The organism is Pseudomonas sp. GZJR-8, assembly GCF_002916705.1.
In the GTDB taxonomy this organism is placed as follows: Bacteria; Pseudomonadota; Gammaproteobacteria; order Pseudomonadales; family Pseudomonadaceae; genus Aquipseudomonas; species Aquipseudomonas synxantha_A.
Genome location: NZ_JXSI01000015.1, coordinates 59,071 through 76,761, shown reverse-complemented (window position 1 = coordinate 76,761; position 17,691 = coordinate 59,071). Strand labels below are relative to the sequence as shown.

The following is a 17,691-nucleotide window of genomic DNA, read 5'->3' as shown; positions in this document are numbered from 1 at the left end:
GCTGAGGCTGCGCATTGAACATATGGGCGGTTGCGCCAGCCTGATACAGCATAGGCTGATGCATCACCCAAACATCGCTAGGGGAATCTCATGAAGAAGTTATATATGTGCCTGGGCTTGTGCAGTGTGTTCATGCTGCACGGTTGTTTTGACAGTTCCGATAACACCACCAAAGACAACACCAGCGGCAGCAAGTCTTCGGTGCAGATGCAGGAAGGCAAGGCGGACGAAAGCAAATAGAGGTCCCCGGGCCAAATGTGAGAGGGGGCCTGCTGCCGATATAGGTGTGTCAGTCTATGCAACTGTGACTGAACCACCGCAATCGGGAGCAAGTCCCCTCCCACGGTTCATACATCACTCAGCGCATATGCAGGATGATCGGGCTGCTGCTCGCAGGGTCAGTATGCCCGCGCAACTTGCTCACCGCCTTCGCCTCGACCGCGCCACCGTTGTTGCCCCAGGTTCCGCGCACGTAGCTCAGCACATCAGCGATTTCCTGGTCGGACAGCTGCTCACGAAACGCCGGCATCCGGTAGGCGTCCGGCATCCCGGCCGCCACCACGCGCTGCGAGCCGTTGAGGGTGATGTTGATCGCCGAGGCGCTTTCCTTGGCCAGCGCCGACGTGGCGCCGGCCAGGGGCGGCATCCATTCGGGCTGGCCTTTGCCGTCGAGGCCGTGGCAGGAGGCGCAGCGGGTCGCGTAAGTGTGGGCGCCGGGCACATCCTGGCTCGCTGTCACCGCCTGATACTGCCAGGGACTGCCATCACGCTGCGGGTCACCGGGCAGTGATTTGAGATAGCGGGCGATAGCGGCCAGGTCCTCGTCCTGCATGAACTGCGTGGAGTTGTTGAAGGCTTCGGTCATCGAGCCGTAGACCACGGCATGGGCATTGCGCCCCGTCTTGAGGAACTGCACGATCTGCGCTTCGCTCCAGCGGCCCAGGCCGGTGTTGGGATCCTGGCGCAGGCTGGGTGCGTACCAGCCGTCAAGCAGCGCTCCAGCGAGGAACGGCGCGCCGGATTCGTCCAGGGCTTTCTCGTTGAAGGCCAGGCCACGCGGTGTGTGGCAACTGCCGCAGTGGCCGGGGCCCTGGACAATGTAGGCGCCACGGTTCCACAGCGCGTCCTGGTCGGGCTTGGCGGCGTAAGTGGCGGTGGGCGCAAACACGCCATTCCACAGGGCGATGGGCCAGCGCAGGTTGAGCGGCCAGGGAATATCGCTGGGGATATTCGGCTGGTTGGCCGGTTGCACGCCCTTCATGAAAAACGCATACAGCGCCTTCACATCGTCGTCGCTGAGCTTGACGTAAGACGGGTAGGGCATGGCCGGGTACAGCCGACGGCCGCCCGGTGCGACACCCTGGCGTACGGCGCGATCAAAGTCGGCCAGGCTATAGGCGCCGATGCCATGCTCGCGGTCGGGGGTGATGTTGGTGGCGTGGATCGCCCCCAGGGGCGTGGCCATTTCCAGGCCACCGGCGAAGGGCTGCTTGCCGGCCAGGCTGTGACAAGCCACACAGTCACTCACCCGCGCGACGTATTCGCCGCGACTGACCAATGCAGGGTCGAAACTGGTGGCCTGTTGCTGTTCAAACGGCGAGGCGGGCTCGCGGGTGACGTACCAGGCCAGCAGGCCTGCGGCGACCAGGCAGGGCAGCGCCAGCCAGCCTGCGGTTCTTGCGAATCGGCGGTTGTTCATGGGCGTTCCCTGTGGGTTAACTGAAGGTGTGGCGGCTCAACGGCAAGCTGCGGATGCGCTGGCCGGTCAACTGTGCCACCGCATTGATCACCGCTGGTGCCACGGCGGGCAATGGCGGTTCACCGATGCCTCCCATCTTTTCGCCGCTCTCGACGATCTTCACGTGCACCTGCGCCATACGCGAGGGCGGCAGGATCGGATACAGGTCGTAGTTACGCGCCCGTGGCATACCGTCCACGTACACCGCTTCCTCCAGCAACGTTTGCGAGAGCCCCAGGGCTACCGCGCCGCTGACCTGGGCTTGAATGATCGCCGGGTTGACGATGCTGCCCGGGTCGATGGCCTCCCAGATATGGTGAACCTTGACCTGGCCGTTCTCGATCGACACTTCGGCGACTACCGCCGCGTGAGAGCCAAAGGGCGAAGCCATGGCCACCCCGCGTGCACGGCGCGTGCCGTCTTCGGCGGTGTAGGGGCCACGCTTCCAGCCACCGGACAGCTCGCCCACCGCTTGCAGCAAGGTGGTCAGCCGCGGGTTGTCGCGCAGCAGGTGCAGGCGCAACTCATACGGGTCGTGGCCGCCCTTGTCCGCCAGCTCATCCAGGAATGATTCGTAGAAAAAATCGTTAAGGGAATTACCCACTGAACGCCAGTAGCCGAGCATGGGCGCGCCCTTGACGTAGATCTGCGCGATGCGCTTGTTGGGGATCGCATAACTCTTGCCCGACAGGCCTTCCAGGGCAGTGGGGTCGATCTGCTCGCCCTGTTTGCCACTGAGGGCTTCGGTAGGGCCTTCGGTGGCACTCACTGCTTCGATGGCTACCGGCAGGCCCTTGTCGTCCAGGGCGGCACGAAACTTCACCACGGCGAGCGGGCGCAACACATCGCGCAGGAACTCTTCTTCACGGCTCCAGATCAGCTTGATCGGGCGGCCGACGGCCTTGGCCAGCGCGATAGCCTGCGGGTACGGATTAGCCGAGTCATACAGGAAATGCCGACCAAAAAAGCCCCCCAGCAGCGGGGAGTGCAGGGTGATTTGCTCGGTGGCGAGGCCGGTGCGCTTGGCAATGTCGGCGCGGAACATATCCGGCGCCTGGTTGGGCAGCCACACCTCAAGCGTGCCGTCGGGGTTGAAGCGCGCCAAGGCTGAAGGCGGTTCCAGTTGGGCGTGGTTGAGGTATTGGTTATGGTAGGTGGCTTCGACCCGAGTCTTGGCGCCAGCCAGGGCGCCGGCGACATCGCCCTGGTTTTCGTCATCGCGGGCCGGACCCTGCTGGGCGGCGAGGAAGTCGAGGTATTTGTCGCTGGAAAAATCCGCCGGCATCGCCCGTACGGTCGAGTCGGCAGAGGCTTCCTGCCATTCAACCTGGATGGCCTCCACTGCACGCTTGGCGTGCCACCAGCGTTCGGCCACCACTGCCACGGCGCCTGGCAAGGTATGAACCGAATGCACCCCCGGCATGGCCTCGACCTGGGCCTGGTTGCGCAGGCTGCCCACGCTCATGCCCAGGCGCGGCGCGTGCTGGACGGCGGCGTGGAGCATGTTGTCGAGTTTAAGGTCGATGGTGTAAAGCGCCTTGCCGGTGGATTTGTCATAGGCATCCAGGCGTTTGACCGGCTTGCCGATCCAACGGAACTGGCTAGGGTCGCGCAGGGTGATGGTAGCGGGGTCGGGCACCGGCATATCGAGGGCACGACCGGCCAGTTCACCGTAGCCCACGGAGCGGCCGGAAGCGGCGTGTACCACGCGGCCAGGCTGGGTGGTCAGCTCGCTGAGCGGCACGCGCAGTTGCTCGGCGCCGGCCTGCATCAGCATGGCGCGGGCGAGGGCGCCGAGGCGGCGCATGGTCGGGTAGCTCATGCGCACCGACATGCTGCCGCCGGTGATGCGCAGGCCGTTTTCCATTACCACGTAGGCTTCACCCGGGGGGGCGGCTTCGACGATGAAGGTGGCGGGGTCGGCATCCAACTCTTCGCCGATGATCTGTGCCATGGCGGTGTGGGTGCCCTGGCCGCCTTCCATGAAGGGGCTGAGCAGGCGCACGCTACCGTCCGGGCGAATTTCCAGGAACGCCGGCACTTGGGTGCCGCGTTCAGCAGCGCCGGTGGCGGCCTGCACCCGCGACGAGCCCAGGGGCAAGCCAAAGCCGATGACCAGCGCACCTACGGCGGTACTGGCGAGAAAGCGCCGACGCGACAGGTTGATCGGCTCGTCCAATTTAACGCCGGGCAGGATCTCGGACATATTCATCAGGCGGTCTCCTTCCCGGCGGCCAGGCCATCCATGGCGGCATGGATGGCGTTGTAAGTGCCGCAGCGGCACAGGTTGACCATTGCCGCATCGATCTGCGCTTTCGACGGAGCGGGGGTGTGCTTGAGCAGCGCGGTGGCCGCCATCACTTGCCCGGACTGGCAGTAGCCGCACTGCGCCACCTGGTGCTCGACCCAGGCAGAGACCACGCGTTTGCCCACCTCGTCGGCCTCGATGGCTTCGATGGTGGTGATCTCGCGACCGACCACCCCGGCTACCGGCGTCACGCACGAGCGCACCACATTGCCGTCCACCAGCACCGAACAGGCGCCGCACTGGGCCAGGCCGCAGCCGTACTTGGTGCCGGTCAGGCCCAGGTTGTCGCGGATCACCCACAACAACGGCGTGTCTGCCTCGGCCTCGACTTGATAGGCCTTTTGGTTAATACGTAATTCCATGGCTGGCTCACCTGCTGATCATCGGTTGGTGCTGCAAAATTCTTATAGGAACGGTGCGACTGTACGTCGCCCATCGTCGAACTCTAGACCACCGCGCAACAGCTATCTATGCAATCGACTTCAAGTTCAGAGGATCAGGCAAGAATTCAACAGGATTGGGTCACTGTCCTCTGTAGAGGCGAGCCTTCATCAGCCGCCAGTGAATTGAAACCCGCCTGACAGTTTTTCCTTCAAATACCCCACCAGCACCGTCACGGCCCTGGGCACATGGGGCGAGTAGGGCCGAATCAGATAAATTTCATCGGCAAACGCGCCCTTGAGCGTCCAGCCCTTCAACACCTGCACCAGCTTGCCGCTGGCCAGGGCGGCATGGGCGCTGAAGTCCGGCAGCAAGGCGACGCCCAAGTGATTGAGCGCCGCGTCGCGCAAGGCCTCGCTGTTGTTGGTTGAAAAGCTGCCGGCGATGGGCACGGTGGTGCGCTCGATATTTTTGCTGCCGCGCTCGAAGGTCCAGGCCGGCTGGTCGCTGCCCCGTGGGTAGTAAAGGCAGTTGTGGGCGCCCAGGTCTGCCGGGGTTCGCGGTTCACCGTGGCGTTGCAGGTAGTCCTGGGTAGCCACCAGCACTGAGGTGGTATCGCACAGCTTCCACGCCACATGCGTCTCCGGCACCTGGAAACCGTGGCGCACCGCCAGGTCGTAGCCTTCGGCCGCCAGTGAGCTTAAGGCGTCGGACACGTCTAGCTGGATGCGCACTTGCGGGTACTGCTGCAAAAAGCCGGAAAGGTGCGGCACCAGTTGTTGCCGGGCAAACGCCACGGGGGCGGTCAGGCGCACCAGGCCGCGAATTTCGCCGACGGAGTCGCGCACAGACGAGAAGCTGCGGGCAATCTGCGCATAGGCGCTGCGCACTTCGCGGGTCAAAGACAGCCCGGCTTCGGTCAATAGCACGCTGCGGGTGGTGCGGGTCACCAGGCGCGTACCGGTGGCTTTCTCCAGATCGGAGATGCGCTGGCTGACCGCCGATTTGCTCACCCCCAACCGTGCCGCGGCGGCGGTGTAGGTGCCTTGTTCTTCCAGCACCGACAGCCAGTGGATATGGGTCCACAGCCCTTCGATCTCAGCCTTTTCCATGAGTGTATTGTTCGCATAAAAGGACAATAAGTTCTGGATTCTGCTCTGGTTTGGAACAAATCAAAAGCCTATCGTGTGTCCCAACGCTACCCACCTGGGATCCATTGCCATGACCACGACCATTGAGCACTACATCAACGACCAGCGCGTGAGCCGCGATGATCGCTATCAGGACGTCTACAACCCGGCCACCGGTGACGTCACCGCGCGCGTGGCCCTGGCCAGCCGCCAGACCGTAGGCGAAGCCGTCGCTGCCGCCCAGGCTGCATTCGCCGGCTGGGCCGACACCCCGCCGATCCGCCGCGCCCGCGTGTTGTTTGAATACCTGCACCTGCTGCGTGAGCGCAAGGATGACTTGGCGCGCATCATTGTCGCCGAGCACGGCAAGGTCTTCACCGACGCCCAGGGCGAAGTCGACCGTGGCATCGACATTCTCGAATTTGCCTGCGGCATTCCCAACCTGCTCAAGGGCGAGCATTCCGACCAGGTCTCCCGTGGCATGGACAACTGGACCATGCGCCAGCCGCTGGGCGTGGTGGCCGGCGTGACGCCATTCAACTTCCCGGTGATGGTGCCGATGTGGATGTACCCGATCGCCATCGCGGCGGGCAACACCTTCATCCTCAAGCCAAGCCCCACCGACCCGAGCGCTTCGTTGTTCATGGCCGAGCTGCTGCGTGAAGCGGGCTTGCCCAAAGGCGTGTTCAACGTGGTGCAGGGCGACAAGGAATCGGTGGATGCGCTGATCGAACACCCGGACGTCAAGGCCGTGAGCTTTGTCGGTTCTACGCCGATTGCCCAGTACATCTATGAGAGCGGCGCCCGCAACGGCAAGCGCGTACAAGGCCTGGGCGGGGCGAAAAACCACATGGTGGTGATGCCCGACGCCGATATCGAGCGCACCGTCGATGCACTGATGGGCGCTGCCTACGGTAGCGCCGGCGAGCGCTGCATGGCCATTTCGGTGGCGGTGCTGGTGGGGGATGTGGGGGATAAGGTCATCGCCGCCTTGAGCGAGCGCGCCAAGACGCTGCGCATCACTGATGGCCGCGACTTAAAAGCCGAGATGGGCCCGATCGTGTCGCGGGCCGCCCTGGAGCGCATCAGCGGCTATATCGAGCAAGGTGTACAGGCCGGCGCGCAATTGCTACTCGACGGTCGTGACTACGTGCCCACCGAACCCGGCCTGGAAAACGGCTTCTGGCTTGGCGCCACGCTGTTCGACCACGTGACCCAAGACATGAGCATCTACCGCGAAGAAATCTTCGGCCCGGTGCTGGCCTGCGTGCGCGTCAACGATTTCGCCGAAGCGGTGAAGCTGGTCAACGACCACGAGTTTGGCAACGGCGTCAGCTGCTTCACCCGCGACGGCAACATCGCCCGCGAATTCGCCCGGCGCATTGAAGTGGGCATGGTTGGCATCAACGTGCCGATCCCTGTACCGATGGCCTGGCATGGTTTTGGCGGCTGGAAGAAGAGCCTGTTTGGCGACATGCATGCCTACGGCACTGAGGGGGTGCGTTTCTACACCAAGCAGAAGTCGATCATGCAGCGTTGGTCGGAGAGTATTGAACAGGGTGCGGAGTTTGCGATGCCGGTGTCGAAGTAAGGTCTCACGAGCACTGTAAGTCCAAGTGTGGGAGGGGGCTTGCTCCCGATAGCAGAGTGTCAGTCAGTCTCTATGTGACTGAAACACCGCTATCGGGAGCAAGCCCCCTCCCACATTTCGTACGCGTTTGTTCTGAATTGACGCGATGAGCATAAAAGTCCAGTATGGAATTATAAGTACAAAACAGCTGCTGTCCGTTTTTCTTCACTCTTGCCAAACCAACAACAACCCGCGAGAACCCGATCATGAAGAAACGCCACCTTATTCCCGCCCTGGCCCTGAGTCTGTTCGCTGCCAGCCACCTGCTGGCCGCCGAGAAAACCCTGCGCATCGGCATCGAGGCCGCTTACCCACCGTTTGCGTCCAAGACCGGCGACGGCAAGATCGTCGGCTTCGACTACGACATCGGCAACGCCCTGTGCGCGCAAATGAAGGTCAAGTGCGTGTGGGTTGAAGGTGAGTTCGATGGTTTGATCCCGTCCCTCAAGGTCAAGAAAATCGACCTGGCGCTGTCGTCCATGACCATCAACGAGGACCGCAAGAAGTCGGTGGATTTCACCCACAAATACTACTTCACCTCCTCACGCCTGGTGATGAAGGACGGCGCAGTGGTGGATGACCAGTACGCCAGCCTCAAGGGCAAGAACGTCGGCGTACAGCGCGCCACCACCACCGACCGTTATGCCACCGAGGTGTTCGAACCCAAGGGCATCAACGTCAAGCGCTACAGCAATAACGAAGAGATCTACATGGACCTGGCCGCAGGGCGCCTGGACGCGATTTTTGCTGACACCATCCCCTTGAGTGACTTCCTCTCGATGCCACGCGGCCAGGGTTACGCGTTTGTGGGGCCGGAACTCAAGGATCCGAAATACGTGGGCGAGGGCGCGGGGATTGCGGTGCGCAAGGGCAATGGCGAGTTGGTCAGCGAATTGAATGCGGCCATCGACGGCATTCGTGCCAGTGGTGAATACCAGAAGATTTCACAGCAGTACTTCAAGGCTGATATCTACGGCGACTGATCCAGGGAAATACGCGGTCAATGTGGGAGCTGTCGAGCTCCCACAGGGGGGCGGCGCTGTCTTCAGAAAGGGCTCAACCCTTGAGTTCCTTCAAATGCTTGTAGACCGTCGCCCGCCCCATGCCCAGTACGTTGGCGATATAGTTGGACGCGCTCTTGCCCTTGAACGCGCCTTCGGCGTGTAACGCCAACACCAGTTCACGTTTGTGGTCGCGGGTCAGCAGGTTCAGGCTCAACTGACGCTCACGCAGCCAGCCATGCAGAAAGGTGTTGATGCGCTCCTGCCAATCATCGCGAAACAGCGCGTCCGGCTGGGCGATCAGCTTGCTCGGCGACAGGAACAGATCCAGCGCGGCCTTGGCGTTTTCCAGCAGTGAGATATTCAGGTTGATGCACAGCACGGCCAGCCGGCGACCGTTGTGGTCGTGCAGCACGGTGCTCAGGCTGCGGATTTTCTGGCCGTCCCAGTTGAGCTTTTCATAAGGCCCGATATTCACTTCACTGACGTCACCGTCGAGCATGTCCTCCAGCGACGAGTCGTCACCCAGGCTGCGTTTGGACAGATTGTTGGCGATGTAATCGACGGTTTGCGTGCGCAGGTCATGCAGGACCACCTCCGCATGGGGAAAGAACAGCGTGGCGATCGCATCGGCAATCGCACGAAAGTTCTGCATGACGTTGTCGTGTTCAGCGGTGTTCATCAAAGGGGCTCCAGGCGGACGGGGGAGAGCATACCAGCGTCCAGCCCGAACTGTACGAGGTGCTCGGGCAGCGGCTCGCCGCGCACCAGTGCAGCGCTGGCCTGGCCCATGGCCGGTGAGGTCTGGATGCCATAACCGCCCTGTGCCGCCACCCAGAACAGCCCCGGTACCTGTGGGTCAAAACCGCTGAGCAAATCCCCATCGGCCACAAAACTGCGCAGGCCGGCCCAGGTGCGCGTCGGGCGGCGGATGGTCAGGGTGGTGGCTTCCTCGATCTGGTAGATGCCCATGGCGATATCCAGCTCTTCGGGTTGCACGTCCTGGGCCTGGACCGGGTCGGCATTGGCGGGCGAGCCGAGGAACATGCCCGCGTCGGGCTTCATGTAGAAGGCTTCGTCAAGGGCCACCAGCATCGGCCAGTCATGGGCATCGACGCCGTCCGGGCCGGCGAAGATAAATGCGGAGCGACGTTTGGGTTGCAAACCGATGGAGGCCGCGCCTGCCAGGCCGCCGATATGGTCGGCCCAGGCACCGGCAGCATTGATGATGACCGGCGCGGTGAAGGTCCCATCCTGGGTACGCACATGCCACAGGCCATCGGCGAGGCGGCTCAAGCCCAGCACATGACTGTCGGTGCGTACTTGGCCATTGTTGCGACGGATGCCGCGCAGGTAACCCTGGTGCAGGGCGTCGGTATCGATGTCGCACGCCGTTGGGTCATAGATTGCGCCGTGGACTTTTTCCCGGCGCAGGATCGGCAAGCGTTTGCAGGCCTCGTCGGCGCTCAAGCGTTGCACCTGTGCCACGGTGGCTTTGGCGCTCAGGTATTGACTGTCGAGTTCGGCCGGGTCGCCGGTGAAATCGACGGTCATTTCGCCCCGCGGAGTGAGCAGTGGGTGTTCGCAGAAACCTGCTGGCGGCTGGTCGAAAAACGCGCGGCTGGCCAGGGTCAGCGCGCGCACTTGCGGGGTGCCGTATGCAGCGGTGTAGAGCGCCGCCGAGCGCCCCGTGGAGTGATAGGCCGGATGGTTTTCGCGCTCCAGCACCAGCACCTTGGCGTGCTGCGACAACCAGAAGCCGGTGGACGCGCCGGCAATGCCGCCGCCGATGATGATGAAGTCTGCGTGGTGCATGTGAATCTCCTGATTAGCGCTGGCGTTGGTACAGGGCATTGGCCAATGCAATATCTTCCAGGCCCAGGCCGATAGAGCGGAAAAACACATGGCGCTGAGGGTCCGGGCGCTGCGCCATATCGCTGAGCAGTTCGGGCAGGTCGCCGAGCACCGCACGTTTATCCCAGCCGTGCTGTTCGCTGGCAATCAGCATTTCGCCCGCCGCATCCGGGGTGGTCTGGCGATAGTCGCAGTACACCTGCATCTGTTCCAGGCACGCCGGAGGCACTTCGTGGGCACGCGGCGCGTTGGTACTGATGGAGGTGATCAGCGCGGGCTTGCTCAGGCGCATCGGGTCGATCACAGGGCCTGCCGATGAGGTGCAGAGCAGAATCACATCGGCATCTTGCAGCGCGGCATCGCAGCTGGCGGCGAGGCTCAGGCGCGGGTCCAGCGCGTTGAGTTGCGCGCGCGTTTCGGCGCTGGCACTGCCAAGGCTTGGGGAATACAGGCGGATGTGCTGCCAGTCACGCAGGTTTTGCACATAGCGCAGGTGTGCCTGGGCGACCTTGCCGCTGCCGATAATCGCCAGGCGCTGCGCCGACAGCGGCGCCAGCGCGTCGACTGCCAATGCGGTGGTGGCGGCCGTGCGTGCGGTGGTCAATTCAGCGGCATCGCACAACAGCAGCGGCTGGCCGCTGTGCATCGACATCAGCAGGGTCCACGCCGTCACCAGCGGGCCCTGTTCACGCACGATGTAGGGCGAGGTCTTGACGCCATACACGCCATCTTCTGCCAGCACTCCCAGGTAATTGATGAAATCTCCCGCGCCTTGGGGAAACTCCACCCACTGCTGCGCCGGCTGCACCGCCTGCCCGGCGGCGAGCTCGCGAAACAGCTTGCGCAGGATAGCGGGCACGTCGATTTGAGCCAGCAAGGTACGGGCCTGGGCCTGGTCGATGATGAGGGGGGGATTGGACATGGACGCCTCTGAATAAACTTATTTGTCCATTATGGACTTTTAGTTTGCGTTCGCAATAACCCATGGAAAAAATCAGATCAATGTGGGAGGGGCGGTGCGACGATTCGACTTGCCCCCGATGGCGGCGGGTCAGTCACAGATGTGCTTCTGACACTCCCTCATCGGGAGCAAGCCCCCTCCCACAGTTTTAACCATGGCGCGCCCAAAGGCGCCACTAACCAATGTGCAATATCGACAGTGAGCAATAGCGAAAACGGCATGTAACACGTGCCACGCTTATTGGAGGAACCTATTCGCTTGGAGGTGCGACTCATCTGACGGCTGATGTAGTTACGAGGGGGCGCGATCTGTGTACGCAAACTCCACCAGCGCAGCCTGCCCCCTATGATGCAGTCAGGTGGGGTAATCGCAATTGTCTGGAAAAGGTACCTCATCAATGTTCTTGGATGATTTTTCTTCACTGAGCCCCGATTGCTATTTGCCCGGTGATCCCTCGTATTCAGAGATCACGGGCGCACTGGATTTCCCCAGCAACAATACAGCTGACCCTCTCAGCGAAACATCGAGCATTCTGGCCCGACCTCTGTCCCAAGAGGCGCTTTACACTACGATCATCCATGGACCTTTCACGGGCTCTTTGCGCAATACCCTGGAAGAACAGCTGCAGTGTATCGATGCGTATGCCCTCCGGGTTACCGCGCTGATCGATAGCATAGAACGGGGGAACGAAGGTGAGCGCAATATCCGGTTCCAACAGACTCGTCAGTTCCTGGAACCTGCAGGTTACTTTAGCGCCGGATTGTTGGCCGCTGGGTACGACCCCCATGAAAAAATCAGCGTGACATTCAACACTTACGTAGGGAAATGGACGCCGGAGGTAAAAACCAACACGGACACACGCACCTACTTTGCATGGGAAATAGCAGCCGGCGCGCTAAAGCACGACCGGACATCGGAAGGTGGCCTGGTCAATTTCCGAACAACCCACATCGAGCCACAAGACCGCAGCAGGATCAGTGATCTGGAGGCGTTGGGAGCGCGACTCCAGGGCCATTGGGAAGCTGAGGTAGCCAAGCCAATGAGCGATGAGTCAGGGCCACTGGCCGAGCGCTCGGGCAAAGCGGATGTCTATGTGCTGCGCGGCACCTTGCAAAGCCTGTTAAACGATAAGACTGGCTTCGAACAGTTAAGCGTTGAAACACAAGAGGCGATCCATCGAACATTATATTGGAACGGCCAAGTCATTATTCCCAATCTCTATGGTTACCCATTGGCAGGCTATGCCTTTATTCCTGACTTGCCCTTTGATGGGAATGTCGAGCATCGACCCAATAAGGGGTTGATGATTGATTTGAAGAGCGGCAAGGCCAGTGAAATATCGGGCGATAGAGGGTTTTCCGAGTGGGCCAAAGAAAATCGCCATAGCATCGTCAGTCGATTCAATGCCAGCGACAGACAAGGCGGTAAAGACGCGCATTGGCCCAAAGCTGGCGAGGTACTTGATCATTACATTGCGGGCAATCTTGCTACCTATCCGGGGCGTCAAAACATAGTCAAAGACAAGGCTGTGCCGGTGTGGGAAACATTCAATTATACGAAGTCGCGAGGCAGTGATTATTTTTTGAAGCACGGTAGCCTCAGCTCCGGTATTGCCGCAGCGTACCAAGGGTTAAATGCCAATAATGCGGTGTGGAATGACCAGACACAGGTATTTGGCGCCTCGCAGCAACGATGGAAGGCAATAAAAGAAGTATGGGGCAGTACCTTTGGTTATGCGCCCGTCGTTGGCAATCTGGGCCAGATCGTTTTCGGAGTGCACGACTCCATTTATGGCATGACGGCTAATGATCGCGTGGCAGGCAATGCCGCAGCGGCCATTTCAGCTTTGCAGCTGGCGCACGAGCTGTCGCCAGTCGGGCCAGAGGCGCAGGAGCCGCCGCTCATACCGTTTAACGCCAGCGCCAATGATCGTTACCAATGGCACCCTGCAGCGCAGCCTAACGAAGTTGAACTGACGCGAATATCCAATGCTCCGGCCACTACGCCTTCCACCCCAGCGCCAACCTTTGCGGGAATGCGCGAGGTGGAGTTCAGGGGCAAGAAGTATTTTGTTGCTGACAAACCCGATGTGGCAGATGGTGAACATTACAAGTTGCGAGTACCCGACGCGCAAGACCCCTCAAAATTGGCATATAGCGGCATTGCCGCCAAGCCGGATGAGGCGGGAGTGTGGACAAGAATGGGCGTCCCGGGTGGGGGGCTGAAAGAATATTTTTCCCGTAAATACAGGCAGGCACGGGAAACGTTGGACGCCGTTGCTCAACAACATGCCGACATGGCGCTCCCCGTCAAGGAACACGAGGTCGAGCAGTTTACAAAGACGCTGGTTACACTTATGGGCGAGAGTAATGCGGGTGAGTTCGAATGGATTGAAACCTACACTCACGCGGATTCCGACTTTGTCAACGGGCCACTGAGAGCGGGTAAAACCACGCCTGAGCTTGAAGCGTTTCTCGGCGAGTTCAATCAATTGAACCCTTATGAAGGCAAAGCTTATCGCTCGGCTTTTGTAACGGATGAAGGCGCGAAAAGGCTTAAAGATGGTGTTGGGAAAGTGTTCCAGGACCCGGGGGTGCAATCTGCTTCGGCGACGGTGCGTAATTCTGCCGAATGGGAAGGATGGGCCAAAGGCGCGGCGAAGCAGCGAACCCATGCCACCCAGCAGGTGGTGTATGTATTTGATGAGTCAGTGCCGAAAATGAATATGTCGACGGACTTTTTGAAGGACCATGTTGCCATAGGTGCTGGAAAGGTTTTGCAGGTGCTGGCTTTCAAAGAGCAGGGCCAAAAGTTGTTTGTGTACCTCGCTTCGCCCTCCAAAATACCGAAGCATGTTTACAATCTATTTGATGGGAAGATCATTTACTGATTGCCTGAGCCCCTCAGTCGGCTGGATGGCGGCATGACTATGTGCGCCACGCCGCCGTTTTGCCATGGCGTTGAGGGACTGGCGAATCAGCGCCGTCCTGCCCGCGTACTCACATCCACCCACACCGCCACTACCAAAATGCTGCCCTTGACGATCATCTGCCAGTAACTGTCCACGTCGAGCATCGACATGCCGTTATCCAGGCTGGTAATCACCAATGCTCCGAGCAACGCGCCATACACCGTGCCCGAGCCACCGCGCATCGAGGTGCCGCCAATAAAACATGCGGCGATGGCGTCGAGTTCGCCCATGTTGCCCGCCGACGGTGACCCGGCGGCGAGGCGGGCGGTGTTGACCAGACCGGCGAGGGCGCACATCACGCCCATGATGCCGAAGATCCACAGTTTCACCGCTTGCACATTGATGCCCGACAGGCGCGTGGCTTCCATATTGCTGCCCACCGCATAGACGCGGCGGCCGAACACGGTCTGGCGAGTGACGTAGCTGAAAACGCCGAGCAGCACCAGTAACAACAGCACCGGTACTGGAATTCCGTCGTAGCGGTTCAGCGTGGTGACAAACCCGGCGAGCACCGCACCGATCAGCACCACGCGCAATCCATCACGCATCAGCGAGTGCGCGGCCAAACCATGCAGCGCGCGGTTGCGCCGTTGTTTCCAGGTGAGGAATACCGTCAGGGCAAACAGCAACACCCCGAGCCCGACACCGACGGTGTGAGGCAAATACCCCTGGCCCACATACACCAGTGACGGCGACACCGGCGCAATGGTGGTGCCGCCGGTAATCCCCAGCAAAATCCCGCGAAACGCCAGCATCCCGCCCAGGCCGACGATAAACGAGGGAATGCGCAGATAGGCGGTCATGTAACCGTTGGCCAGGCCGATCATCAACCCGCACAGCGCCACCAGGCTGAGGTTGGCCAGCAGCGGTACGTGATAGACCACGTCCAGAATCGCCGCCAGCCCGCCCAACAGTCCGAGCAACGAACCTACCGACAAATCGATCTCGCCGCTGATAATCACCAGCACCATACCGCACGCCAATATGCCGGTGATCGACATCTGCCGCAGCAGGTTGGACAAGTTGCGCGGCGTGACGAAGCCGCCCTCGGTCTGCCAACTGAAAAACAGCCAGATGAACGCCACGGCGATCACCAGGGCGAGCATTTTGTAGCGGGTGAAAAGCTGTTTGACCTGATTCATCTACGCGGTCTTCCGATTATTAGGGTGTTGGCTGAGCGCAGCGGCGAGCACCTGTTCCTGGGTAAGCCCCTCGTTGATGAAGTCACCGCGCAGTTGGCCGTCGCCGATTACCAGCACGCGGTTGGATACGCCGAGCACTTCGGCCAGCTCCGAGGAAACCATGATGATCGACACACCTTCGGCCGCCAGCGCGCCCATCAGTTTGTAGATCTCATACTTGGCGCCCACATCCACCCCACGTGTGGGTTCGTCGAGGATCAGCACCTTGGGCTTGGCCATCAGCATTTTCGCGAGCACGGCCTTTTGCTGATTGCCGCCGGACAGGCTGGTGATCGGCAGCAACGGGCTGGCGGTCTTGAGGTGCATACGTGCGATTTGCTGGTCGATGCTGCCCAGTTCGGCCTCAGCGTCGATGCGGCTCAGGTGCGCATAGGTGTCGAGCACAGCCAGGGTGATGTTATGGCCGACGCCCAGGTCGGGAATGATGCCTTGGCGCTTGCGGTCTTCGGGCACCATGCACAACCCGGCGCGGATCGATTTGAGCGGTGTGCGCGTATCGACGATTTGGCCGTCCAGCCACACCTGCGCGCTGTAGCGTCCGGGGTAGGCGCCGAACAGTGCCGACACCAGTTCGGTGCGCCCGGCGCCCACAAGCCCTGCAATGCCGAGGATTTCGCCGCGCTTGAGCACAAACGAAATATCGTCGACGCGCTTGCGCTTGGGGTTGTCGACGTCGTAGCAGGTGACGTTGCGCGCTTCAAAAATCACCTCGCCCACTGCATGTGGCTCGGTGGGGTAGAGGTTGCTCATTTCGCGGCCGACCATTTGGGTGATGATCTGTGCAATGTCCATGTCCGCCATGGCGGTGGTCGCGATGTGCTTGCCGTCGCGGATCACTGCGATGGTGTCGCACACCGCCGCCACTTCATCGAGCTTGTGCGAGATATACACGCAGGCCACGCCCTTGGCCTTGAGGCCCTGGATGATGTCCAGCAGCACTTCGATTTCCGAGCGGGTCAGGGCTGAGGACGGCTCGTCAAGGATCAACAGGCGCGCTTGCTTGTTGAGGGCCTTGGCGATTTCCACCAGTTGCTGGTAGCCGCCGCCGTACTGCGACACTGGCAGCGCCACGTTCATGTCCGGCACCTTGAGTTCGCGCATCAAGGCTTCGGCCCGTTGCAGCATCGCCGGGTAGTTCATGCGCCCGCCGGGCAGGGTCAGCTCGTGGGCCATGAAGATGTTTTCGGCTACCGACAGGTCGGGCATCAGGGTCAGTTCCTGGTGAATGATGACGATGCCGGCGGCCTCGGTTTCGCGAATGGACTGGGCCTTGAGCGGCTGTCCGTCCCAGAGGATTTCGCCCTCCCAGGTACCGTAGGGGTAGACCGCCGACAGCACCTTCATCAAGGTGGATTTACCGGCACCGTTCTCACCGCACAGCCCGACGCACTCTCCCGGGCGTACCTTGATATCGATGCCATTGAGGGCGTTGACACCGCCAAAGCTTTTGACGATGCCGTTCATTTGCAGCAGGTAGTCGGCGGCCATGGCGGTCATTGCCCGCCGATCTGCTCTTTGGTGTAGAACCCATCCTTCTCCAGCACGTCGATATTGGCTTTGGTCAGCGGTGTTGGGGTGAGCAGGATGGTGTCGACTTTCTTGCTGCCGTTGTCGTACTGCGAGCTATAGGTCGGCTTTTCGCTGCGCGCCAGTTGCACCGAGAGTTTGGCGGCTTCGGTGGCGATCAGCTTGAGCGGCTTGTAGACGGTCATGGTCTGGGTGCCGTCGATCACGCGCTTGATTGCCGCAAGGTCAGCGTCCTGGCCGGAGATCGGCACCTTGCCCGCCAGCTTCTGTGCGGCCAGGGCCTGAATCGCGCCGCCAGCGGTGGCGTCGTTGGAGGCAACGATGGCATCGATCTTGTTGTCATTACGGGTCAGGGCGTTTTCGACAATGCTCAAGGCTTCGGTAGGATTCCACTCCTTGACCCACTGCTGGCCGACAATCTTGATGTCGCCCTTGTCGATAGCCGGTTGCAGAACCTTCATCTGGCCTTCGCGCAGCACCTTGGCGTTGTTGTCTGTCGGTGCGCCGCCGAGCAGGAAGTAATTGCCCTTGGGCGCCGCCTGCAGCACACCGTTGGCCTGCATCTCACCGACTTTTTCGTTATCAAACGAGATGTACGCGTCGATGTCTGCGTTGAGGATCAGGCGGTCGTAAGACACCACTTTGATCCCGGCCTTCTTGGCTTCGGCTACGGCGTTGGTCAGCACCGTGGCGTTGAACGGCACGATCACGATCACATCGACGCCACGGGAGATCAGGTTTTCGATTTGCGAGATTTGCTTTTGCTCGTTGGCATCAGCGGACTGCACGAAGACCTTGGCATCAAGTTTTTCCGCGGCGGCGACGAAGTAATCGCGGTCGCGGGACCAGCGCTCCAGGCGCAAGTCGTCGATGGAAAAACCGATTTTCGGATGGGCCGGATCGGCCATCACCGGCAAGGCGAGCAGGGCCAGGGCAGTGGCGAGCAGGGTGCGTTTGAATGACTTCATGGTGGTGCGTCCTTTTATTG

General features: G+C 60.9%; 14 protein-coding genes. 4 read left to right on the top strand and 10 right to left on the bottom strand.

Annotated features, from left to right (window positions below; genetic code table 11):
- The first annotated feature begins 90 nt into the window (after positions 1-90).
- Complete coding sequence (locus TK42_RS27015) at positions 91-240, top strand: hypothetical protein (protein WP_005787387.1); 150 nt, start codon at positions 91-93, stop codon at positions 238-240.
- A 118-nt stretch (positions 241-358) separates the two neighbouring features.
- Here TK42_RS27015 and TK42_RS24025 read toward each other — a convergent pair whose 3' ends face one another.
- The 4 genes from TK42_RS24025 to TK42_RS24010 form a co-directional block, all read right to left on the bottom strand.
- The gene (locus TK42_RS24025) at positions 359-1,699 is read right to left on the bottom strand and encodes a cytochrome c (protein ID WP_103735316.1); all 1,341 of its coding nucleotides are present in this window, start codon (positions 1,697-1,699) and stop codon (positions 359-361) included.
- A gap of 16 nt (positions 1,700-1,715) precedes the next feature.
- Positions 1,716-3,950 (bottom strand): xanthine dehydrogenase family protein molybdopterin-binding subunit, encoded by a 2,235-nt coding sequence (locus tag TK42_RS24020; RefSeq protein ID WP_103735315.1) that lies wholly within the window; start codon positions 3,948-3,950, stop codon positions 1,716-1,718.
- Positions 3,950-4,408, bottom strand: coding sequence for a (2Fe-2S)-binding protein (locus tag TK42_RS24015; RefSeq protein ID WP_032876571.1), 459 nt, complete (start codon positions 4,406-4,408; stop codon positions 3,950-3,952). Before TK42_RS24015 ends, TK42_RS24020 begins: the two co-directional genes overlap by 1 nt.
- A 189-nt stretch (positions 4,409-4,597) precedes the next feature.
- Positions 4,598-5,539, bottom strand: coding sequence for a LysR family transcriptional regulator (locus TK42_RS24010; RefSeq protein ID WP_103735314.1), 942 nt, complete (start codon positions 5,537-5,539; stop codon positions 4,598-4,600).
- Positions 5,540-5,648: 109 nt separating this feature from the next.
- On the opposite strand from TK42_RS24010, the gene TK42_RS24005 reads away from it, so the two are divergent.
- Positions 5,649-7,148, top strand: a complete 1,500-nt coding sequence (locus tag TK42_RS24005; protein WP_032876565.1) for a CoA-acylating methylmalonate-semialdehyde dehydrogenase — start codon at positions 5,649-5,651, stop codon at positions 7,146-7,148.
- A 245-nt stretch (positions 7,149-7,393) separates the two neighbouring features.
- Entirely contained in the window at positions 7,394-8,170 is a 777-nt protein-coding gene (locus TK42_RS24000; RefSeq protein ID WP_032876562.1) for an ABC transporter substrate-binding protein, read from the top strand.
- A gap of 73 nt (positions 8,171-8,243) precedes the next feature.
- Here the strand turns inward: TK42_RS24000 and TK42_RS23995 are convergent, their stop codons facing one another.
- From TK42_RS23995 to TK42_RS23985, 3 genes are read right to left on the bottom strand one after another with little or no spacing between them, the layout of a single operon-like run.
- Positions 8,244-8,870 carry a transcriptional regulator gene (locus TK42_RS23995; RefSeq protein ID WP_103735313.1) on the bottom strand — a complete coding sequence of 209 codons (627 nt, stop codon included), beginning with the start codon at positions 8,868-8,870 and terminating at the stop codon, positions 8,244-8,246.
- Positions 8,870-10,003, bottom strand: a complete 1,134-nt coding sequence (locus tag TK42_RS23990; RefSeq protein ID WP_103735312.1) for an FAD-binding oxidoreductase — start codon at positions 10,001-10,003, stop codon at positions 8,870-8,872. Before TK42_RS23990 ends, TK42_RS23995 begins: the two co-directional genes overlap by 1 nt.
- A 13-nt stretch (positions 10,004-10,016) precedes the next feature.
- On the bottom strand, positions 10,017-10,964 hold the full coding sequence (locus tag TK42_RS23985; RefSeq protein ID WP_103735311.1) for an ornithine cyclodeaminase family protein: 948 nt from the start codon (positions 10,962-10,964) through the stop codon (positions 10,017-10,019).
- A 436-nt stretch (positions 10,965-11,400) separates the two neighbouring features.
- On the opposite strand from TK42_RS23985, the gene TK42_RS23980 reads away from it, so the two are divergent.
- The gene (locus tag TK42_RS23980; protein WP_103735310.1) at positions 11,401-13,893 is read left to right on the top strand and encodes a hypothetical protein; all 2,493 of its coding nucleotides are present in this window, start codon (positions 11,401-11,403) and stop codon (positions 13,891-13,893) included.
- 86 nt (positions 13,894-13,979) lie between these two features.
- On the opposite strand, the gene TK42_RS23975 is transcribed toward TK42_RS23980, so the two are convergent.
- From TK42_RS23975 to xylF, 3 genes are read right to left on the bottom strand one after another with little or no spacing between them, the layout of a single operon-like run.
- Complete coding sequence (locus TK42_RS23975; RefSeq protein WP_103735309.1) at positions 13,980-15,116, bottom strand: sugar ABC transporter permease; 1,137 nt, start codon at positions 15,114-15,116, stop codon at positions 13,980-13,982.
- Complete coding sequence (gene xylG, locus TK42_RS23970; protein WP_103735308.1) at positions 15,117-16,673, bottom strand: D-xylose ABC transporter ATP-binding protein; 1,557 nt, start codon at positions 16,671-16,673, stop codon at positions 15,117-15,119. It abuts the gene before it with no gap.
- Positions 16,670-17,671 carry a D-xylose ABC transporter substrate-binding protein gene (gene xylF, locus TK42_RS23965; protein ID WP_032876549.1) on the bottom strand — a complete coding sequence of 334 codons (1,002 nt, stop codon included), beginning with the start codon at positions 17,669-17,671 and terminating at the stop codon, positions 16,670-16,672. The genes xylG and xylF overlap by 4 nt, the downstream gene beginning before the upstream one ends.
- Positions 17,672-17,691: the final 20 nt, after the last annotated feature.